At 64.7% G+C, this 20,891-nt stretch carries 20 protein-coding genes; 3 read left to right on the plus strand and 17 right to left on the minus strand.

Going from position 1 to position 20,891, the window contains the following annotated elements:
* Positions 1-149 precede the first annotated feature (149 nt).
* Positions 150-1,646 carry a CoA-acylating methylmalonate-semialdehyde dehydrogenase gene (locus NKH91_RS07550; protein WP_352845236.1) on the minus strand — a complete coding sequence of 499 codons (1,497 nt, stop codon included), beginning with the start codon at positions 1,644-1,646 and terminating at the stop codon, positions 150-152.
* A gap of 375 nt (positions 1,647-2,021) precedes the next feature.
* Between NKH91_RS07550 and NKH91_RS07555 the strand changes: the two genes are divergently transcribed.
* A complete protein-coding gene (locus tag NKH91_RS07555) occupies positions 2,022-2,903 on the plus strand; it encodes a LysR family transcriptional regulator (protein WP_352480948.1) in 882 nt (293 codons plus the stop codon).
* A gap of 38 nt (positions 2,904-2,941) precedes the next feature.
* Here NKH91_RS07555 and NKH91_RS07560 read toward each other — a convergent pair whose 3' ends face one another.
* The 8 genes from NKH91_RS07560 to rsfS all read right to left on the minus strand — a co-directional run bounded on the left by NKH91_RS07560 (position 2,942) and on the right by rsfS (position 11,211).
* The gene (locus NKH91_RS07560; RefSeq protein ID WP_352494141.1) at positions 2,942-4,198 is read right to left on the minus strand and encodes a D-amino acid dehydrogenase; all 1,257 of its coding nucleotides are present in this window, start codon (positions 4,196-4,198) and stop codon (positions 2,942-2,944) included.
* A 138-nt stretch (positions 4,199-4,336) separates the two neighbouring features.
* Positions 4,337-5,506 (minus strand): alanine racemase, encoded by a 1,170-nt coding sequence (gene alr / locus NKH91_RS07565; protein WP_352883991.1) that lies wholly within the window; start codon positions 5,504-5,506, stop codon positions 4,337-4,339.
* A 29-nt stretch (positions 5,507-5,535) separates the two neighbouring features.
* Positions 5,536-6,057 (minus strand): RNA pyrophosphohydrolase, encoded by a 522-nt coding sequence (locus NKH91_RS07570; RefSeq protein ID WP_352480951.1) that lies wholly within the window; start codon positions 6,055-6,057, stop codon positions 5,536-5,538.
* Position 6,058: 1 nt separating this feature from the next.
* Positions 6,059-7,270: a divergent polysaccharide deacetylase family protein gene (locus tag NKH91_RS07575; protein WP_352494139.1), complete on the minus strand. Its 1,212-nt coding sequence runs from the start codon at positions 7,268-7,270 to the stop codon at positions 6,059-6,061.
* A gap of 198 nt (positions 7,271-7,468) precedes the next feature.
* A complete protein-coding gene (locus NKH91_RS07580; protein ID WP_023719673.1) occupies positions 7,469-8,794 on the minus strand; it encodes a S41 family peptidase in 1,326 nt (441 codons plus the stop codon).
* Positions 8,795-10,138 carry a murein hydrolase activator EnvC family protein gene (locus tag NKH91_RS07585; protein ID WP_023719674.1) on the minus strand — a complete coding sequence of 448 codons (1,344 nt, stop codon included), beginning with the start codon at positions 10,136-10,138 and terminating at the stop codon, positions 8,795-8,797.
* A 151-nt stretch (positions 10,139-10,289) separates the two neighbouring features.
* Positions 10,290-10,772: a 23S rRNA (pseudouridine(1915)-N(3))-methyltransferase RlmH gene (gene rlmH, locus NKH91_RS07590; RefSeq protein ID WP_352845238.1), complete on the minus strand. Its 483-nt coding sequence runs from the start codon at positions 10,770-10,772 to the stop codon at positions 10,290-10,292.
* A gap of 61 nt (positions 10,773-10,833) precedes the next feature.
* A complete protein-coding gene (gene rsfS, locus NKH91_RS07595) occupies positions 10,834-11,211 on the minus strand; it encodes a ribosome silencing factor (RefSeq protein ID WP_023678068.1) in 378 nt (125 codons plus the stop codon).
* Positions 11,212-11,451: 240 nt separating this feature from the next.
* Between rsfS and NKH91_RS07600 the strand changes: the two genes are divergently transcribed.
* The gene (locus NKH91_RS07600) at positions 11,452-12,309 is read left to right on the plus strand and encodes a mechanosensitive ion channel family protein (RefSeq protein ID WP_023719676.1); all 858 of its coding nucleotides are present in this window, start codon (positions 11,452-11,454) and stop codon (positions 12,307-12,309) included.
* A gap of 29 nt (positions 12,310-12,338) precedes the next feature.
* On the opposite strand, the gene NKH91_RS07605 is transcribed toward NKH91_RS07600, so the two are convergent.
* The 5 genes from NKH91_RS07605 to obgE all read right to left on the minus strand — a co-directional run bounded on the left by NKH91_RS07605 (position 12,339) and on the right by obgE (position 18,026).
* Entirely contained in the window at positions 12,339-13,628 is a 1,290-nt protein-coding gene (locus tag NKH91_RS07605; RefSeq protein ID WP_023719677.1) for an MFS transporter, read from the minus strand.
* A 72-nt stretch (positions 13,629-13,700) separates the two neighbouring features.
* Entirely contained in the window at positions 13,701-14,288 is a 588-nt protein-coding gene (locus NKH91_RS07610) for a nicotinate-nucleotide adenylyltransferase (protein WP_352845496.1), read from the minus strand.
* 249 nt (positions 14,289-14,537) lie between these two features.
* Positions 14,538-15,824 carry a glutamate-5-semialdehyde dehydrogenase gene (locus NKH91_RS07615; protein ID WP_352845239.1) on the minus strand — a complete coding sequence of 429 codons (1,287 nt, stop codon included), beginning with the start codon at positions 15,822-15,824 and terminating at the stop codon, positions 14,538-14,540.
* Positions 15,825-15,837: 13 nt separating this feature from the next.
* Complete coding sequence (proB, locus tag NKH91_RS07620) at positions 15,838-16,992, minus strand: glutamate 5-kinase (RefSeq protein ID WP_352845241.1); 1,155 nt, start codon at positions 16,990-16,992, stop codon at positions 15,838-15,840.
* 2 nt (positions 16,993-16,994) lie between these two features.
* Positions 16,995-18,026, minus strand: coding sequence for a GTPase ObgE (gene obgE, locus NKH91_RS07625; protein ID WP_352845242.1), 1,032 nt, complete (start codon positions 18,024-18,026; stop codon positions 16,995-16,997).
* Positions 18,027-18,197: 171 nt separating this feature from the next.
* Between obgE and NKH91_RS07630 the strand changes: the two genes are divergently transcribed.
* Positions 18,198-19,067, plus strand: coding sequence for an endonuclease/exonuclease/phosphatase family protein (locus NKH91_RS07630; protein ID WP_352588214.1), 870 nt, complete (start codon positions 18,198-18,200; stop codon positions 19,065-19,067).
* Between the two features lie 10 nt (positions 19,068-19,077).
* Here NKH91_RS07630 and NKH91_RS07635 read toward each other — a convergent pair whose 3' ends face one another.
* From NKH91_RS07635 to NKH91_RS07645, 3 genes are all read right to left on the minus strand, one after another.
* Positions 19,078-19,665, minus strand: a complete 588-nt coding sequence (locus tag NKH91_RS07635; RefSeq protein WP_352845243.1) for a GNAT family N-acetyltransferase — start codon at positions 19,663-19,665, stop codon at positions 19,078-19,080.
* A 115-nt stretch (positions 19,666-19,780) separates the two neighbouring features.
* Positions 19,781-20,050 carry a 50S ribosomal protein L27 gene (rpmA, locus tag NKH91_RS07640; RefSeq protein WP_023678077.1) on the minus strand — a complete coding sequence of 90 codons (270 nt, stop codon included), beginning with the start codon at positions 20,048-20,050 and terminating at the stop codon, positions 19,781-19,783.
* 98 nt (positions 20,051-20,148) lie between these two features.
* Positions 20,149-20,841 carry a 50S ribosomal protein L21 gene (locus NKH91_RS07645; RefSeq protein WP_352845244.1) on the minus strand — a complete coding sequence of 231 codons (693 nt, stop codon included), beginning with the start codon at positions 20,839-20,841 and terminating at the stop codon, positions 20,149-20,151.
* Positions 20,842-20,891: the final 50 nt, after the last annotated feature.

Consider the following 20,891-nt stretch of genomic DNA (forward strand, 5'->3'; position numbering starts at 1 on the left):
GTCCGCGCGCCCGCAGCCGACGGCGAGGACGCGCAGACAGGAAACCGTCCGGCTAGTTCATCGTCGGGATGACGAACTCGGCGCCGTCCTTCACGCCGGCCCGCGCGCCCGCAGCCGAAGCGAGGACGCGCAGACAGGAAACCGTCCGGCTAATTCATCGTCGGGATGACGAACTCGGCGCCGTCCTTCACGCCGGACGGCCAGCGCGACGTCACCGTTTTGGTCTTGGTGTAGAAGCGGAACGCGTCCGGCCCGTGCTGGTTGAGGTCGCCGAACGAGGACGCCTTCCAGCCGCCAAACGTATAGTAGGCGATCGGCACCGGGATCGGCACGTTGATGCCGACCATGCCGACCTGGACTCGCGAGGCGAAATCCCGCGCCGCATCGCCGTCGCGGGTGAAGATGGCGACGCCATTGCCCATCTCGTGCTCGTTGGCGAGCTTGATGGCGTTTTCGTAAGTCGGCGCGCGCACCACCGACAGCACCGGCCCAAAGATCTCTTCCTTGTAAATGCGCATGTCGGCAGTCACGTTGTCGAACAGGCAGCCGCCCATATAGTAGCCGTTCTCGTAGCCCTGCATGGAAAAGCCGCGGCCATCGACCACCAGCTTGGCGCCTTCCTTGACGCCGGTGTCGACATAGGATTTGACCCGCTCCAGCGCCTGCGCCGTGATGAGAGGGCCGAAATCGGCGGAAGAATCCGTCGACGGACCGACCTTCAGGCTCTCGACGCGCGGCACCAGTTTTTCCATTAGCCGGTTGGCGGTGTCGTTGCCGACCGGGACGGCCACCGAGATCGCCATGCAGCGCTCGCCGGCCGAGCCGTAGCCGGCGCCGATCAGCGCGTCGACGGTCTGGTCCATGTCGGCATCGGGCATGATGATCATGTGGTTCTTGGCGCCGCCGAAGCACTGCACGCGCTTGCCGGCCGCGCAGCCGCGCGAATAGATGTACTGGGCGATCGGTGTCGAGCCGACGAAACCGATAGCCTTGATGTCGGGATCGTCGAGGATGGCGTCGACCACTTCCTTGTCGCCGTTGACGACATTGAGGATGCCCGCCGGCAGGCCGGCCTCGATGAACAGTTCGGCAATCCGCATCGGCACGCCCGGATCGCGCTCCGACGGCTTGAGGATGTAGGCATTGCCGCAGGCGATGGCCGGCGCGATCTTCCACAACGGGATCATCGCTGGAAAATTGAACGGCGTGATGCCGGCGACGACGCCGAGCGGCTGGCGCATCGAATAGACGTCGATGCCGGGGCCGGCGCCATCGGTGAACTCGCCCTTCATCATATGCGGCGCACCGATGCAGACCTCGACCACTTCGAGGCCACGCTGGATGTCGCCCTTGGCGTCGGCGACGGTCTTGCCGTGTTCGCGCGCCAATATCTCGGCCAGCGCATCATACTCCTTGGCGACCAGCTCGAGGAACCGCATCAGGACGCGCACGCGCCGCTGCGGGTTGGTTGCCGCCCAGCCGGGCTGTGCCGCCTTGGCGTTTTCGACCGCTGCGCGCAATTCCGCCTGCGAAGCCAACGCCACCGTGCCACGCACCGTGCCGTCCATCGGCTGCATGACGTCCTGCTTGCGGCCGCTGGTTCCGGCGACACGCTTGCCGCCGATGAAATGACCGTATTCGATCATGGTCTCTCTCCCTGGTTCGTGATGAGGCATTGTCCGCCTTTGCGGGAGCGATGGCAACGCGAGTGAAAACGCAACCGTTGTGCAGAAAATAGATAGCGGCGCGCGATTGTGCATCAAATGGCGCAAATGGTAGGGAGTGTACTCCTATCGCTTGGATTGCTGAGTTGAGTTTCTTCACACCCCCCTCTGTCCTGCCGGACATCTCCCCCGCAAGGGGGGAGATTGGCGACTTCGGCCTTACCGCCCTTTTTGCGACGTTGGAGATTGGCGAAAGCCGACCGGACATCCGATCTCCCCCCTTGCGGGGGAGATGGCCGGCAGGCCAGAGGGGGGTGGGCGGGAACACGGCGCTCTCTATCGAAACGGACCATCCCCATGAACTGGGATGACGTTCGCATCTTCCTTGCCGTGGCGCGCGCCGGCCAGATCCTCGGCGCCGCCAGGCGGTTGGAGCTCAATCACGCGACCGTCTCGCGCCGCATTGCCGCCCTCGAGGATGCATTCAGGACAAAACTGTTTCGCCGGCTTACCACCGGCAGCGAGCTGACGCCAGCAGGCGAACGTTTCCTCGAAATCGCCGAACGCATGGAGGGCGACATGATCGCCGCGCGCTCGACCGTTTCAGGCGAAGGCGACGACGTTTCGGGCACCGTGCGCATCGGCGCGCCGGACGGTTTTGGCGTCGCCTTCCTGGCCAGGCGCCTCGGCGCGCTGACCGCTCTGCACCGTGAACTCACCATCCAGCTGGTGCCGGTACCGCGCTCCTTCTCGTTATCCCGGCGCGAGGCCGACATTGCCATCACCGTCGAACGGCCGACGGAAGGCCGGCTGGTGGCGGGAAAGCTGGTCGACTACACGCTCGGCCTGTTCGCGTCGCGGGCCTACGCCGACACGCATGGCCTGCCCGGAAGCGCCGCCGAGCTGGGCCAGCACACGCTGATCGGCTACGTGCCGGACCTGATCGTCAGTCCCTCGCTCGACTACGCGGCCGAATTCAGCGCCGACTGGCGCACCAGCTTCGCCATTTCCTCAGCGCTCGGCCAGGCCGAAGCGGTGCGTTCCGGCGCCGGCATCGGCATACTGCACACCTTCGTTGCCCACTCGATGCCGGAGTTGGTGCCTCTCGATATCGTCGCACCCATCCGCCGCGCCTACTGGCTGGTCTATCATGAATCGGTCAGGCCGCTGCGCCGCGTTCAGATCGTCGCGAGCTTCATCACCAAGGCCGTCGAACGGGATCGGGGATTGTTCGCGTGAGATCTATCGGCCGCTGGCTGTCTTAGCTGCTGGGGGTCTTACTTGGCATATCGTCCCGGCCCGAGATCGCCGACGTCGATGTCTGGCACCCGGCTGGAGATGATGTCGGCCAGAACCTTGGCCGAGCCGCAGGCCATGGTCCAGCCGAGCGTGCCGTGGCCGGTATTGAGATAGAGATTGGAGAAATCGGTGCGCCCGATCAGCGGCGGCCCGTCCGGCGTCATCGGCCGCAGCCCGCACCAGAAGGTGGCCGACCGCATGTCGCCGCCGCCCGCGAAAAGGTCGCCGACCGAATGTTCGAGCGTGCGGCGCCGCGATTCGTGCAGCCGCATGTCGAAGCCGGAGATTTCCGCCGTGCCGCCGACCCGGATACGGTCGCCGAGGCGGGTGATCGCCACCTTGTAGCTCTCGTCCATCACCGTCGACACCGGCGCGGCGGCGGCGTCCTTGATCGGCAGGGTGATCGAATAGCCCTTGACCGGGTAGACCGGGATGGGCCGCTTCAGCATGCGCATGAACCGCGCCGAATAGCTGCCCATCGCCATCACATAGGCGTCAGCGACCATCCAGCCCTTGCTGGTGCTGATGTTGGTGATGCGATCGCGCTTCTTGACGACGCGCCGTATCTCCGTGTCGTATTCGAAGGTGACGCCGCGTGCCGCGCAAAGCTCCGCAAGCCTGTCGGTGAACATCTTGCAGTCGCCGGTTTCGTCGCCGGGCAACCGCAGGCCACCGACGAATTTCTCGCGCACGCCAGCCAGCGCGGGCTCGGCAGCAATGCAGCCGTCGGGGTCGAGGACCTCATAAGGGACGCCATAGGTCTTCAGCACCTCGACATCGCCGCCGACGCCATCGAGCTGCTTTTGCGTTCGGAAAAGCTGCAGCGTACCCTTGGCGCGCTCGTCATAGGCGATGCCGGTCGCCTCGCGCAGCGCCTTCAGCGTGTCGCGGCTGTATTCGGCCAGCGGCACCATGCGCGCCTTGTTCAGCGCGTAGCGTTCAGCCGTGCAATTGCGCAGCATCTTGACCAGCCATATCCACATATGCGGATCGAGCGCCGGCCGCACCACCAGCGGACCATGCTTCATCAACAGCCATTTGACGGCCTTCAGCGGAACGCCGGGCCCGGCCCAGGGCGAGGCATAGCCGGGCGAGATCTCGCCGGCATTGGCAAAGCTGGTTTCCAGCGCCGGGCCTTTCTGGCGGTCGATCACCGTCACCTGATGGCCGGCCTCGGCAAGAAAATAGGCGGTGGTGACCCCGATCACACCGCCGCCCAGCACGAAGATCTTCATCGCTTAGTTCTCCGCAACGGCGTCTCGTCAGGGTTCGGGTCCGGGATCATCGCCGCCTTCTGTCTGCCGGATTCTGCGGCGTCCGCCAAGTGCCGATGCTGAGGGAAACGACATGCGTGAGGACAACAAGCTTGCGTCCTAGCCATTCACATAGCGCCGGTGGAACCGGTGGCCGAGGCTGGTCAAGACCTCATAGCCGATGGTGCCGGCCTGGCCGGCTACCTGGTCCACGGTCTGCGACGACGGCCCGATCAGTTCGACGAGGTCGCCGGCCTTCAGCTTGCCGGGCGGCAATGCGGAAATGTCAAGGATGATCGAATCCATCGAAACCCGGCCGATGAAGGGCAGCCGCACATTTTCGAACCAGGCAGCGGAAGCGGCGCGTCGATGCCAGCCATCGCCGTAGCCGAGCGAAATCGTCGCCGCGGCAAGCGGGGCCTTGGTGTGGAAAGTGTGGCCGTAGCCGACACCGGCGCCGGCCTCCAGCATCCGCGTCTGGATGACCTTGGCTTGCAATCGCACCACCGGCAGCATCGGGTTGTCCTTCGCCGGCGTCGGATTGATGGCATAGAGAGCGGCACCCGGACGAACGAGGTCGTAGTGATAGCGCTGCCCGAGAAAAATGCCTGATGAATTGGCAAGCGACGCCGGCGCTCCCGGCAGCATCCGGCGCAGCCGTTCGAATTCCAGCCGTTGCTGCTCGTTGGCCGGTTGCTCGGGTTCGTCGGCGCAGGCGAGATGGCTCATCACGAAGGTCAGTTCGACACCATCGAAAGCCTGCGGATCCTGCGCGATGGCTTTCACCTCCTCGGGCGCCATGCCGAGCCGCGACATGCCGCTGTCGACCTGGACGGCGGCAGGCAATTTATGGCCCACCCGCCCGGCCATCTCGCGCCATGCCGCAAGTTGGCTGGCGCTGTTGACGACAGTGCAAAGCCCCGCCGCAACCGCTTCCCGTTCCGCACCTGGCGGAATGCCGTTCAGCACGTAGATGGCCGGGTCTGAGCCGAGCGCCTTGCGCAGCAAGACGCCGCCGGCCAAATGCGCGACGAAGAAAATATCACAGCCTTCAGCCATCAGCGCCGCCGCCACCGGCGCCGCGCCAATCCCGTAACCGTCGGCCTTGACCACTCCGGCACAGCTGACGCCGCCCAGACGCGCCTTCAGCCGCCGGTAATTCTCACGGACGGCGCCAAGATCGACGGTCAGGATCGCCCCCGCCGCCACTTCGCTGATCGGCTCACTCGGGGCGCCGGCCTGCGGTAGAGAGACGGTCTGCGGAAGGGATTTGCTGGAGATGTCGGTCATGCCGACCTGTTTTAGCGGAAGGCCGGCGGCTACGCCACCAGGTGCCGGAACGCTGCCACCACGTCTTCGTAGACCTTGCGCTTGAACGGCACGATCAGACCGGGCAGTTCCAGCATCGGCCGCCACGCCCACCGGTCGAACTCGGCCTTGTGGCCACCCGGCGGCGGATTGATTTCGATCTCGCTTTCGTCACCGTGGAAGCGGAAGGCAAACCATTTCTGCGTTTGGCCGCGATATCGTCCCTTGAAGGCGACGCCGACCAGATGGGCCGGCAGGTCGTATTTGATCCAGTGCGGCGCCTCGGCCAGCAGCGACACCGAGCGCATGCCGGTCTCTTCGTAAAGCTCGCGCTCCGCCGCGGGCAGCGGCTCCTCGCCATCGTCTATGCCGCCCTGTGGCATCTGCCAGAGCTGCGTGGTTCCAGCGAATTCGCTGTCCGGCTCGGCAATGCGATGGCCGACCCAGACCATGCCATCGCCATTGAGGACCATCACCCCTACGCAGGGCCGGTAGGGCAGTGTCTCGGCGTCAACGAGCTTGTTCTTTGCCATGTCAGCCTTTTTCCGGATCTATGGCCACCGCCGAAATCGGCACGATCTCGATGCCGCGCTTCTTGGCCTCGGTCACCCAGGACGACACGGTATCGACTGTCAGGTCGAAGGCCGAGCCGATGCCGACGGCAAAGCCTTTCGCCCGTGCCGTCGCTTCCAGCCCATCCAGTTTCTTCAATATGGCGCCGCGGTCCTGCACCGCGTCGATCGCCGTATCGCCGCCGACGAACGGCACGCCGTCCTTCAGCGCCAATTCGGATGCCAGGCTGCGCGCCGACGAACCGTCGTCGACATAGGCCAGACCACGCTTGCCAAGCTCGGCCATCAACGGCCCCATCGCCGTCGCGTCGGCCGAAAAGCGGGCGCCCATATAGTTCATGACGCCGGTGTAGTTGGTCGTTCGCGACAGCGCCCAGCGTAAATTCTTCAAATTCTCGTCCGGCGCCGCTGCCACGGTCAGCGTGTTACGGCCGGGGTTGACGTTCGGATAGTCGAACGGCTCGAGCGGCACCTGCATGATGACCTCATGGCCGCCTTGCCGCGCCACCTGCATCCAGCGGCCGATGCTGTTGCCTTGCGGCGCGAAGGCCAGCGTCACTTCCGCCGGCAGCTTGGCGATGGCTGCCTGCGTGCCGGTCTGCGACACGGCAAGCCCGCCGATGACGAGCGCCACGCGTGCACCGCGTGCGCCGGACCACGGCCGCGCATAGACATCGAACGGGCGCCGGCCGTCGGCGGCGCGGATCGGCAGCGGACCGGTCTCGCTGGCCTCGATCAGCGCCTTGTCGGGAATGTGCGCGATCCTGAGGTTCTGGCCGATCGTCGAAGGGTCGCGGATGACAATGGCCGCCTTGGGCGGACCGTCGCCCTCTTCGGTCTGGACATGGATGATCTGCGGACCGCCCATCTTCCCGCTTGTCGTTTGTTCGCCCGTCTTCTGTTCGCTTGCGTTGCTTGGCGCTTCCGTTGCTGGCGTCGCCTTGGCCGGCGCCGCGGCGGGATCCGCCGCTGCCGGCATCTTCGGCGTCGAAACGGCGACTTCTTGCGGCTTGCGGAACGGCTTGTCGCGCAAGGCGATCGCGCCGGAAACGCCGACCACGGCCAGCACGACGAGCGCGGCCGCGACTGCACCGGCGCTGATCCTGCTGCCTGGGCGCGGCGCCCGGATCGCCTGTCCGAGAGGTCGTTCTATGTCCTTGCCGATATCAGCCAAGCCCGCACCCCCGGCGCGCATCTCCGAAGTGAAACCTCCGGAGGCGCAAATCCAAAATGTCGGCGCGTCCCCTCGCTTCACTGGACGCGCAGCATGCCGGCCGCGGCCCCGAATCAAACTGCCGGAGCCTCGCGGCCCCGGCAGCATCGCATCGCTTCGCTCAGGCAGCCAGACCTGTTTGGCCCGGGTTGCCTGCCCTTATTGGTTCAACACGGCCTTCTGCGGATTCGGTGGGAACGCCGGATCGGTCTTCTGGCCGCGCAGCAGCTGCTCGGCATAGATGAGCTGCAAATCGTCCTTCGGTTCCGGCGGCACATAGGCTGCCGAGCCCGAACCGGTCGTGCCTTCGTCGGCGCCCTTGATATGGCCCTTGAGGTCGGATTCGCCGCGCGTCAGGTCCCTGCCCTGCAGTTCCGCCGGCAGCGGCTGGTCAACCTTGATATCGGGCGTGATGCCCTTGCCCTGGATCGACTTGCCGGACGGTGTGTAATAGAGCGCCGTCGTCAACCGCAGCGCCCCGTTCTCGCCAAGCGGAATGATGGTCTGCACCGAACCCTTGCCGAAGGACTGCGTGCCGACCACCGTGGCGCGGCGCAGATCCTGCAGCGCGCCGGCAACGATTTCCGAGGCACTGGCCGAGCCGCCATTGACGAGCACGATCAGCGGCTTGCCGCCGATGTCGTCGCCGGCCCGCGCGTCGAAGCGGGTGACGTCCTTCGGATCGCGGCCGCGCGTCGAGACGATCTCGCCACGGTCGAGGAAGGCATCCGACACACTCACCGCCTGGTCGAGCAAACCGCCCGGATTGAGGCGCAGGTCGAGCACGTAACCCTTGAGCTTGTCGTTCGGCACCTGCTTCTTGATGGTGTCGATGGCATTCTCGAGGTCGTCATAGGTCTTTTCGGTAAAGGAGGTGATCTTCATGTAGCCGATGTCGTTTTCGACCCGGAACTTCACCGCCTTTACCTTGATGATGTCGCGCACGACCGTCAGTTCGATCGGCTTGTCGGCGCCCTGGCGCAGGATGGTGAGCTTGATCGGTGTGTTGACCAGCCCGCGCATCTTCTCGACGGCGTCGTTGAGGGTCAGGCCGCGAACCTCCTCGCCGTCGATCTTGGCGATATAGTCGCCGGCGAGCACGCCAGCCTTGGCGGCCGGCGTATCGTCGATCGGCGTGATCACCTTGACCAGGTCGTTCTCCATGGTGACCTCGATGCCGAGGCCGCCGAACTCGCCCTTGGTCTGCACGCGCATGTCCTGCGCTTCTTCGGCATTCATGTAGGAGGAGTGCGGGTCGAGCGAGGACAGCATGCCGTTAATGGCATTTTCGACCAGCGATTTGTCGTCGGGCGGCGTCACATAATTCGCCCGCACCCGCTCGAAGATATCGCCGAAGATCGCCAGTTGCTTATAGGTCTCGGAGCCCGCAGCCTTCGCCGTCGAGCCGGGCGCGCCATAGACCAGGCTCATCGCCGATGCACCCATCAGCGCACCGGCAAACAGAAGCGACAGTTTCCGCATCATTCACGTCCTTCCAGAAAAACGGTCCGCCCACCATGGGGCCGGATCGACGGGTTTTCCATCCTTGCGGAACTCGACATAGAGCTCCGGCGTGGCATTTCCATTCTTCGATGCCGAGGTGCTCGCCACCCGGGCCTCTCCCATCGCGCCGACCGGCTCACCTGCGAGCACCGACTGGCCAGACGCGACGCTGATTCTGCTCATCCCCGCTAGGACGACATGATAGCCGTCACCCGCATTCAGGATCAAGAGTTGACCGTAAGAGCGGAAAGGCCCCGCATAAAGCACGTTTCCATCCGCCGGCGCTGTGACGATGGCTCCCGATTGTGTCGCAACCATGTCACCGAGCATCACCGCGCCGTTACCGTCGTTGGCCCCGAAGCGCCGCTTGATCCTGCCGGTGACCGGCAGCGCGATCTGCCCTTGAAGCGCGGAAAACGGCGCAGCAGCGGTGAGCCTGTTGCTCTCCGGCACCGGCAGCGAGGCCAGTTCCGTTGGCGCCGGGGCCGATGCCGGGCCCTTGTCGGCGTCCACCGTCTTTTGCTCGGCTGCCTTGGCCGCATCCGCCGCCTTGCGGGCCCTGTCGGCCTCGAGCGATGCGATCAGCTCTTTCAGGCTGCCGGCCTTGGCCGCCAGCGTCGCGGACCGTTGCTTTTCGGCGGCCAGCGCGGTTTGCGTATCGGCGGCGAGCTTCTGCTTGGCTTCGAGCAGCATGCCGAGCCGCCTTTTTTCCGCCGCCTGCTCGCCGACCGCTGCCGTCAGCCGCGCCCGCTCGGCCTCGATCGAGGCCGTCACCCGCGACTGCTCTTTGAGATCGGCCAGCAACATGTCGGTCTGCTGGCGCAGTTCCGGCACCACGGCACCGAGCAGGATGGCGCTGCGCACCGACGACAATGCGTCCTCCGGCTTGACCAGGATCGCCGGCGGCGGATTGAGCCCCATGCGCTGCAGCGCGCCGAGCACTTCGGCCAGAACGTCACGTCTGGCGGCCAGTGAGGCGCGTATCTTCTGCTCCTGCGCCTTCAGCCCTTCCAGCTTGCCGCCAATGTCCTCGATGTCCTGGCCGAGCTTCTGCTCGGTCATCGCCGACTGGATCAGTGCCGCGGTGATCGAGGCATGGTCCTTCTTGACCGCCGCTATGTCGGCGGCGAGCTTGGCCAGCCGCTCGGACGACAGCGTGATCTCTTTCGATACCTTTTCGTATTCGGCGCGGCTCTGGTCCGGGTCCGGCGCCAGGTCGAGCGTGTTCTCAGCCCGCGCGATCCCGAGCGAAACCACGATCACCGCCGCTGCGATGCCGTAGCGCACGCGCCAGGAGCCCGTTCGTGATTTCCAGTCTTCAGACATTGAAGCCCAACTCTATGCGCGGCTTCGTTAACGAACCATCAACCATGTTCGAGCCCGGCCGCCATCCGCAAACCCCTATGAGCCCAAACTGTCGATGAGCATTGGGGCAGAAATCCGGGCGGCTGGCGTCAATTCGCTGATCGAACCGGCTTCATGAACGATGGTAGGGGTGGCCGGAAAGGATCGTGGCCGCCCTGTAAAGCTGCTCGCCCAGCATGACGCGGACCAGCTGATGCGGCCAGGTCAGAGCGCCGAGCGACACCCTCAGATCAGCCAAGTCACGCAGCGACTGGTCATGGCCGTCGGCGCCGCCAATGGCGATCACCAGCGCCTTGCGCCCGCCATCGCGCAGCAAGCTTATGCGGCCGGCGAAATCCTCGGAGGAAAGGTTCTTGCCGCGCTCATCCAGCAGCATCAGCGCCGTGCCCGGTTGCAAGTGCGTCTGCAGCTTCTGGCCTTCCTCGCGCCGGCGCTCATTGGCCGTCTGCGCGCGGCCTTCGGCAATCTCGGCGATCCCGGCGAATTCGAGGCCTACGGCAGGGCCGCTCTTGGCGAAACGCTCGAAATAGCGGTCGGCCAACTGCTTCTCGGGGCCGGCTTTCATTCGGCCCACGGCATGAACGGTAATCTTCATCCCTGCCTCGGAGAGCCGCTGATGCGTGTCGCACAACGACATGCATCAAGACGAATACGGCTCAGTGGAGGGTCTCTTCCTCAAGATCCGGCGCCTGCCACATCTTTTCGAGATTGTAGAAGTCGCGGACCTCGGGACGGAAGACATGGACGATGATGTCGCCCGAATCGATCAGGACCCAGTCGGCGCCAGCCAGCCCCTCGACGCGCGCCGTGCCGAGCCCGGCATCCTTGAGCGCCTTGAGGAGATGATCGGCGACAGCCGAGACATGACGGTGCGATCGGCCCGACGCGACGACCATGTAGTCGCCGAGGCTCGATTTCCCCTGAATGTCGATTGAGACGATGTTTTCGGCCTTGGAGTCTTCCAGACTGGCAAGGACTGTCTTGATGGCGCGGGACACGGCGTCGTTTACGCTGATCCCGGCCGGCGAAGGCACGATGTCGGCCTTCTTCCGCAGTGCTGTTCTCAGTGTATTTCCTTTCGCAGCAAGAACAACCAAATCACCTTTCAAATCAGGTGACACTGCTTAGATAGGCAGAGTTAGGTTGCAGTTTCAAGACACCGCTCGCAAGCAGACGCCCGGTAACGGCCGAATATGCGGCTTTTCCGGGCCAGAAATTCGGAACCGCCTCGCCCCGCAGCGGTTATCGGCTCATCCACGAACCGGAATCCCGACATGCCGATCGATCCTCAGAACGCCCTCCTCACCGTGCAATCCGGCCTGGCGCAACTCAGCACGCTGATCGTCTCCTACTCGCTTTCGGCGGTCGGCGCCGTCATCCTGCTGGTCATCGGCTACATCGTCGCCGGCCTCGCCGAGCGTTCGATCTATGCCGGCCTCGGCCACGTTCACGGCTTCGACGAAACGCTCCGCCATTTCTTCTCGCAGGTCGTCCGCTACGCCATCCTCGGGCTTGTCGTGATCATGGTTCTCGGCCAGTTCGGCGTGCAGACGGCTTCGATCATTGCCGCCATCGGTGCCGCCGGCCTGGCCATCGGTCTGGCGCTGCAAGGCACGCTGCAGAACATTGCCGCTGGCATCATGCTGCTGGCGCTGCGGCCGTTCCGCATCGGCGAATATGTCGAGGTCGGCGCCATATCCGGTACCGTCGAGGAGATCGGGCTGTTTGCAACAACGCTGAGGACGGTCGAAGGTGTCTACGTGCTTGCACCTAACTCGACCCTGTGGAACCAGCCGGTCCGCAATTTCACCCGCAATGGTGTGCGCCGCGGCGACATCACGCTCAGCATCGGCTCGTGGAACGACATCGATTTCGCGCAAAAGACCATGCTCGGTGTCGCCGCCGCCGACCGGCGCGTCAGGCGGCAGCCGGCGCCGATCGCCTTTGTCGCGACTGTCGGGGACAGCACTGTCGCCATCACCTTGCGCTACTGGACGGCGGCTGCCGATTTCTTCGCCGCCCAGATCGACCTCACCAAGAGTGTCAAGCAGGCGTTCGATGCCGAAGGCCTTTCAATTCCGGCGCCGGCGCCGCAAGCGCCGCAGCCGGAGGCCTCAGCCACGCAGCAATAGAGCATTTGAAGCCAGCCCGCAGATGGCCCTCAAAGCTCTCCGCGCCCGCGCTGATCTTCGGGCGCGAAGGCGAGATCGACAGGCAACGGCGCCTGCGCCGTCATCGGCGCGAAACTGCCGGTCTCGGTGGCGGGCACGGGCCGCACCATGCCGACGCGCCAGAGAACGAACAAGCAGTAGGCGGCGGCAATGACGATTGCCACATAGATGAAGGCCTGCGTGCCATAGATGGCGGAAAGCCCGGTCACAATGCCGGGCACGACGAAGCCGGACAGCGACCAGGCAAACAAGAGCGAGCTCGACAGCGCCACCATGTCGTCCTTGCCGGCGCGGTCGCCAGCATGGGCGCTGGCCAGCGAATAGATCGATTCCGAGGCGCCGTCCCAGACCACGTAGATGACGAGCAGCGTCGCCAGAGCGCCACCGTCGAAACCCAGTGCAAACAGGCCCGCCGCGGCGGCAAGCGCCGACGCTGCGATCAGCACAAAGCGCCGGTCGGTGCGGTCGGAAATCCAGCCGAGGGGAATCTGCAGGATCAGCGTGCCGACCGGCATTGCCGAAAGCAGCAAGGCGACGTCGGCCTGGCTGTAGCCTCTGGCGGTGGCATGGATTGGCGCAAAACCCGAAATCGTCATCGACAGGCCGCCGACGGCAAGCATGCCGGCAACGCCGACCGGCGAGATTCGCCAGGCGCGGCCGAGCGCCACCGACGCCGCTTGCGGCGCCGGTGGCTGCGCGAGCCGCGTCAGCCCGACGGGAAGGATCGACAGCGCGGTGAAGGCAATGCCGATCAGCGGCGCATCGGCCGCGCGGATATCGATCAACGCCAGCGTCGAATAGCCGACGCCGAGTCCGGCGACATAGGCAACGTAGAAGATAGCCATGACCCGGCCGCGGATGGCGTTTGCGACGACATCGTTCAGCCAGCTCTGCGCGACAATGAACAGGCCGCATATGGCAAAGCCGTAGAGCGCCCGTGCAGCGATCCATGGCAATGGGTGCGGCCCGGCGCCGACCGCGGCGTTGGACAGCACGATCAGCGCCGACAGTACCATGAACACGCGGGCATGGCCGACACGCCGCACCAGCGGCCCGGTCAGGATGCAGCCAGCGAGGCCGCCAGCCGAAAGGCCGGTGACGATCAGCCCCGCCCAAGTCGGATCGAAGCCCTCGGCGCCGAGCCGGACTGGGATATAGGCGAACATGAGCCCATTGCCGACGGCGATCAGCGCCATCGACAAGAGGATGCTGGCAATGGCGATCGAGGGCGCCGGCTGCCCTAGACCGTTCTTGTCCTGGTCGCGCTCGAGAATCGTCATGACCGAGGATCGCCCATCAAGCAGGTCAAGGCAGCGGCAAATGCGACATGGCTGGACTTGCCTTCCGCCCGCTCAGCCCTTTGCCACATTGCGGATCGTGCTCGACGACAGCGACGAACGCGGGCCGTGGATGAAGGTCCAGGCCGGCGCGTTCATGCGGGCGAGCCGCGGTGCGTCGCCTTCGTCGACGCGGGCATAGTCGAAAGTCTTGGCGACCACGGACGACAGGAACGACAGCGTCGCACCTGGCCGGTCGACCACCGCGATCGGGAACGTCATCACGATACGGCGCCAGCGCTGCCAGCGGTGGAAGTCGCGAAGCGAATCGGCCCCCATGATCCAGACGAAATCGACGCCGGGGTTACGCGCCTTGACCAACGCCAGCGTGTCGGCGGTGAAGCGGACGTGGTGGGCCGCCTCGAAGGCGGTGACCTTGATCTTCGGGTTCTTGGCGATCTTTTCAGACAGCTGCAGCCGCTCGGCCAGCGGCGCAAGTTCACTAGCGTTCTTGAGCGGGTTGCCGGGCGTCACCATCCACCACAGCTGGTCGAGAGCAAGGCGTCTGAGTACGATCTCGGCGACCAGCGCATGCCCGGCGTGCGGCGGATTGAACGAACCGCCAAACAGCCCGACCGCCACGCCTTTCCCGGCATGCGGCATCTTGAGGTAACGGGAGGATATGGCATGTTCGGACAAGGCAAGCATGCGTCAGGCACCCCCCTCTGCCCTGCCGGGCATCTCCCCCTCAAGGGGGGAGATTGTCAGCTTCAATGACAGCTTGAATTCTGCCCGCCCGGCAATTGGCGAAATCGCGAACGAGAGCTGATCTCCCCCCTTGAGGGGGAGATGTCCGGCAGGACAGAGGGGGGTGGCTGGGCGCAAGGCTTCAGGTTCTTTGAACACAAAGCTTCAAGGCCTCACCTGTCCCGACCCGCGTACACGATATTTGAACGACGTCAGTTGCTCGACGCCGACCGGTCCGCGGGCATGCATCTTGCCGGTGGCGATGCCGATTTCGGCGCCCATGCCGAATTCGCCGCCATCGGCAAACTGGGTCGAGGCGTTGTGCAGAAGGATCGCCGAATCGACCTCGTTGAAGAACCGGTCGACCGCTGTGGCGTCCTCGGCGACGATCGCCTCGGTGTGATGCGAGGAGAACGTCTCGATATGCTCGATCACGCCGCCAATGCCGTCGACCAGCTTCACAGCGATGATCGCGTCGAGATATTCGGTCACCCAGTCTGCATCGGTCGCGGGCTGGGCATCGGCATAAAGCCTCAGCACCTCGGCATCGGCATGGATCTCGCATCCTGCCGCCCGTAGGGCCTCGAGGATCGGCACCAGGTGCGTGACGGCGACGGCACGGTCGACCAGCAGCGTCTCGGCAGCGCCGCACACCCCGGTGCGCCGCATCTTGGCATTGACCGCGATCTTGACCGCCATGTCGAGATCAGCCGATCGGTCGATATAGAGATGGCAGATGCCCTCGAGATGGGCGAAGACCGGCACCCGCGCCTCCTTCTGCACACGCTCGACCAGGCTGCGGCCGCCGCGCGGAATGATGACCTCGAGATTGCCGGAAAGCCCTTTCAGCATTTCGCCGACGGCGGCGCGATCGGTGGTCGGCACCAATTGTATGGCATCCTCCGGCAGCCCGGCTGCCTTCAGCCCCTCGACCAGGCAGGCATGGATCGCGGCGGAAGAATTCGCTGAATCCGAGCCGCCGCGCAGGATCACCGGATTGCCCGCCTTGAGGCAGAGCGCACCGGCATCGGCGGTCACGTTCGGCCGGCTCTCATAGATGACGCCGATGACGCCTAGCGGCGTGCGCACCCGTTCGATGTGCAACCCGTTCGGCCGGTCCCATCCAGCAATGATTTCGCCGATTGGGTCGCGCAACTCGGCGATCTCGCTGATGCCGTCTGCCATGGCGCGGATGCGGACGGGATCGAGCTTCAGCCGATCCATCGACGCTGCCGATAGGCCAGCCTCCTCGCCATTTCTGATGTCGATTGCGTTGGCGTCGAGGATATCCTGCTCATGCCGAAGGATCGCCTGAGCCATGCCGACCAGCGCCTTGTGCTTGCGCTCGGCCGCTGCGATGGCCAGCGGTCGGGCCGCGGCATGCGCGCGGCGGCCGATATCGGCCATCAGCGCGACGGTGTCATCCCGGGATTTTTCATGCAGCGTCAGCATGGCTCATCCTCCGCTATGTAACCTGGTCACCGACTACTTGCTCACCACCGGCATGGCTCACCACAAGGTCGTCGCGGTGGATCATCGCCGAACGCGCCTCGTAGCCGAGCACGGTTTCGATCTCGGTCGTCTTCAGCCCAGCGATCCTTACGGCATCGGCGGCATCATAGGCAACCAGCCCGCGCGCTATCTCGCGGCCCTCGGGCGACAGGATCGCCACCGTGTCGCCACGCGCAAAATTGCCGCTGACCAATTTGACGCCGGCCGGCAGCAGCGACTTGCCGGAGAGCAGCGCGCCGATGGCGCCGGCATCGACGGTCAGCCGGCCAGCCGGTTCGAGCTGCCCGGCGATCCAGGTCTTGTAACCTTTGACCGGGCTGCTGCTCGGCCGGAAGAAGGTGGCGCGCTCGCCGCGCTCGATTGCCAGCAGCGGCGACAGCCGCGTGCCTGATGTGATGATCATGGCGGTGCCGGCGGCGGTTGCAATCTTGCCGGCATCGAGCTTGGTGCGCATGCCGCCGCGCGACAATTCCGAAGCGGCGGCACCCGCCATCGCCTCGATGTCGGGGGTGATGCGGTCGACGATCGGAATGAACCGAGCGTGCGGGTCACGCGCAGGCGGTGCCGTGTAGAGCCCGTCAATGTCGGAGAGCAGCACCAAAAGGTCGGCGCCCATCATGGTGGCGACGCGCGCCGCCAGCCGGTCGTTATCGCCATAACGGATTTCGGAGGTGGCCACCGTATCGTTCTCGTTGATGACCGGCACCGCCTTCATCTTGAGCAGCGTCGAGATCGTCGCCCGCGCGTTGAGATAACGGCGGCGCTCTTCCGTGTCGCCGAGCGTCAACAGGATCTGGCCCGATTTCAAACCATTCTTGCCGAGCGCATCCGACCAGGCGCCGGCCAAGGCGATCTGCCCGACGGCGGCCGCCGCCTGGCTCTCCTCGAGCTTCAGCGCCCGCTTGCCGAGGCCAAGGATGGTGCGGCCAAGTGCAATCGCACCGGAAGACACAACGAGAATTTCGGCGCCGCCATTGGCCAGCACGGCGATGTCGTCGGCAAGCGAGGCCAGCCAGTCGCGCTTCAGGCCCGTCGTGCGGTCGACAAGCAGCGCCGAGCCGATCTTGACGGTAATGCGCCGATAATTTTTCAGCGATTGCGCGGCCATGGCTATGCGTTCCAGCGCGTCTCGACCGGCGCAGCGACAGCTTCGCGCGCCTCCGCCACCACAGCCATCAGCGCGCGCAACACCGCCTCGACGCCCTCGCCGGTGACCGCCGAAAGCAGCATCGGCGCGCGGCCGGCGGCGCGTTTCAGCGAGGCGGCCTTCTTTTTGCGTGCGTCGGCATCGAGTATGTCGACCTGCGAAAGAGCGACGATCTCGACCTTGTCGGTCAGCCCGTTGCCATAGGCGTCGAGTTCGACGCGCACGGTCTTGTACGCCTTGCCCGGATTTTCTTCCTGCGCCGAGACGAGGTGCAGAAGGACGCGCGTGCGTTCGACATGGCCGAGAAAGCGGTCACCGATGCCGACGCCTTCATGCGCGCCTTCGATCAGGCCGGGAATGTCGGCAATGACGAATTCGCGCCCGTCGATGCGGGCCACGCCAAGGCCCGGATGCAGCGTGGTGAAGGGATAGTCGGCGATCTTCGGCTTGGCCGCGGTGACGGCCGCCAGGAAGGTCGACTTGCCGGCATTGGGCAGCCCGACCAGGCCGGCATCGGCGATCAGCTTCAGCCTGAGCCAGATATTGAGCTCTTCGCCCGGTAGTCCGGGGTTGGCGCGGCGCGGCGCCTGGTTGGTCGAGGTCTTGAAATGCTGGTTGCCGAAGCCGCCATTGCCGCCCTTGGCCAACAGGAAGCGCTGGCCGACGACCGTCAGATCGCAGATCAGCGTCTCATTGTCCTCGGCAAAGACCTGTGTTCCGGCCGGCACTTTCAGCGTCACGTCGGCACCCTTGGCGCCGGTCATGTTGCGGCCCATGCCGTGCGTCCCGGTCTTGGCCTTGAAATGCTGCTGGTAGCGATAGTCGATCAGCGTGTTTAGTCCGTCGACCGCCTCCACCCAGACATCGCCGCCGCGGCCGCCGTCGCCGCCGTCCGGGCCGCCGAACTCGATGAACTTTTCGCGCCGGAACGACACCGAACCGGCGCCGCCGTCGCCGGAGCGGATGTAGACCTTGGCTTGATCGAGAAATTTCATCGGATTGTATGGTTTCTGCTATTGGCTTTGCGGGATTGCTCTAAAGCAAGGCGGGTCGAAGGGCGAGGGCCGTTTTTGCTGCTGTAACGTCGCGCGTATCTCTGGACGCGTAGCATTTGGTTGACCCTTGCCGAAAATCGATCTTCGGCTTTCCAAGCGCGAGATGTCGGAATGAAGCTGGTAACTTACAATATCCACTACGGCATCGGCCTCGACGGCCGCTATGATGTCGGTCGCATCGCCGATGCGGTGCGCGGCGCCGACGTGATCGCGCTGCAGGAGGTCACCCGCGCCAACCCGAAGAATGGCGGCCGCGACATGGTGGCCGAGCTCGGCGAGGCGCTGCCCGACTATTTTGCCGTCTACGGCAGCAATTTCGAAGCCGACGCCGGATCGCGCCTGGAGAACGGCCGCGCCATCACGACCACCTTCCAGCTCGGCAACATGGTGCTGTCGAGAACGCCGATCCATCTGTCGCGCAATCTCCTTTTGCCGCGCAGCCGCAGTTTCGAGGCGATGAACTTCCAGCGCGGCGCGCTGGAGGCGCTGATCGAAACGCCGCTTGGCTTCGTCCGCTTCTATTCCACTCATCTCGACCATCGCAGCCCGGTCGAACGCCTGAGCCAGATCCGCTTTCTGCGCGAACGCCTGTTGAACTACCCGCTCGAGGGCGGTGGGCTCTCCGGCGTCGCCGAGATCGGCTTACCGGACTTGCCTTGTCCCGAAGCCTTCGTCGTCATGGGCGACTTCAACATGCTCGCCGGATCGCCGGAACACGTCGAACTCGCCGGCCAGCCTGACCATGAATTCGGCATGCCGGTGACCGCCGACCTCGCCGTCGATGCCGCCGCGCGCCTCGGCGCGGCCGGCGCCGATCTCGTCACCTGGGTCGACCCCAAGCGGCCGGGCGATGCCAGCCGCCACAAGCGCATCGACTACATCTTCACCAGCGCCTCGCTTACCAAATCGCTGAGGCGCCTGTGGGTCGACCGGCAAGCGGCCGGTTCGGATCACTTGCCGGTCTGGGTCGAGATGGCGTGAGCCGCATCCATCAAAAATGCACCCAGTTCCGCAGGCTGGTCCAGGTCTTGCGATCGAGGCGGTAGCGCTCGACCGGCACCTGGCCGGCAACGATCGAATTCAGCATGCCCTGGCCGGCATACTGGAAGCCGCATTTGTGGATGACCCGGCGCGAGGCCGGATTGATCACCCGCGTCGAGGCGTGCAGCACCTGGATCGTGGTTCTCTGGAAAGCAAGGTCGACCAGTGCGTGCGCTGCCTCCGTCGCGTAGCCGCGTTTCCAGTACGGCTCGCCGATCCAATAGCCGAGCTCCAGCCCGCGATCCGTGGTGTTGAGCCCGGCACAGCCGACGAAGGTCTCGGTGCCGGCCAGCGTCAACGCATAGGCGATTCCGGCCCGGCGCGATGCCGTCATGGCCAGGAAAGCGCGTGCCTCGGCCTCGCCATAGGGATGCGGCATGCGGGCCAGCATTTCCGCGACATGGCGGTTATCGGCGAGCGCCACCAATTGCTCGATGTCGCTTTCACGCGGGGCCTGCATGACCAGCCGCTCGGTGACCAGGACCGGGCAATCTATCGCGTAACTTTCGTCGTCTGTCACTTCCGCTTCGGCAACCATGTCAGTCCTCCAGGCAAGAAAAAGGGGAGATGGAAACCCATCTCCCCTGATCCATTTCCTGGCTTGGCCAGACACCGGTCCCGAGATGGGTGCCGGTGTTCTCTTGCGGAACCGGCTACTCCGCTGCCTTCGTCATCGGGTTCACCGATACGTAGGTTCGGCCATTGGCTTTTTTGTTGAAGGTGACTGCGCCAGCTTCCAGCGCAAACAGCGTGTGGTCCGTGCCAATGCCGACATTGGTGCCGGGATGCCACGTCGTGCCACGCTGACGAATGATGATGTTGCCCGGAATCACGGCTTCGCCGCCGAACTTCTTCACGCCGAGCCGCTTGGAATGGGAGTCGCGACCATTGCGCGACGATCCGCCAGCTTTCTTGTGTGCCATCTAACTACTCCGATGCGCCGCAAGGCGCCTAAACGATCTTATGAACGCGTTCGCGTTCCGTTTCAAGTCCGATCCGGCGACGATTGCGCCGGTTCGTTCTACTTCTTCGCCAATTCCTTGGCCTGCTCGCGCCAGTCCTTGATCTGGTCGGCGCTGAACGGCATGTGCTCGTCGATCTTGGCGACATCCTTGTCGGACAGCTTGGCGATCTGGGCGAAGGTGGTGATGCCCTGTTCGTTGAGCTGGCCGGCGGCAACCGGGCCGATGCCCTTGATCACCGTCAGATCGTCCGGCTCGCCCTTCGGCGCCTTGAACAACGGCGCGGCGGCTTCACTTGCCTCGGCCTTGGCTTCCTTCTTCGGCGCAGCCTCTGCCTTGGCTGCGGCCTTCGGCGCGGCTTCAGTCTTCGCCTCGGTCTTGGCGGCAACTTCGGCCTTCGCTTCGGTCTTGGCGGCGGTCTTCTTCGCCGGCTTGGCGCCACCCAGCAGGATCTCGGCGATCCTGACAGTGGTCAAAAGCTGGCGATGGCCGATCTTGCGGCGCGAATTCTGCCGGCGACGCTTCTTGAAGGCGATGACCGTGCGGTTCTTGCCCTGCTCGACGACTTCGGCGGTGACCATCGCACCATCGACGAACGGCGCGCCGAACGTGACGTTCTCGCCTTCGCCATGCGCGAGCACATTGCCGATTTCGACGATGTCGCCGACATTGGCTTCGAGTTTTTCAATCTTCAGGAGATCGTTGGCGGCAACGCGATACTGCTTGCCGCCCGTTTTGATGACTGCGAACATTTTTTGCCTTTCGCTGTTCGGTCGGCCTTGATGAACCGCCTGAGGCGGTT

The sequence above is a fragment of the Mesorhizobium sp. M0894 genome (assembly GCF_040319725.1).
Taxonomy (GTDB): Bacteria; Pseudomonadota; Alphaproteobacteria; order Rhizobiales; family Rhizobiaceae; genus Mesorhizobium.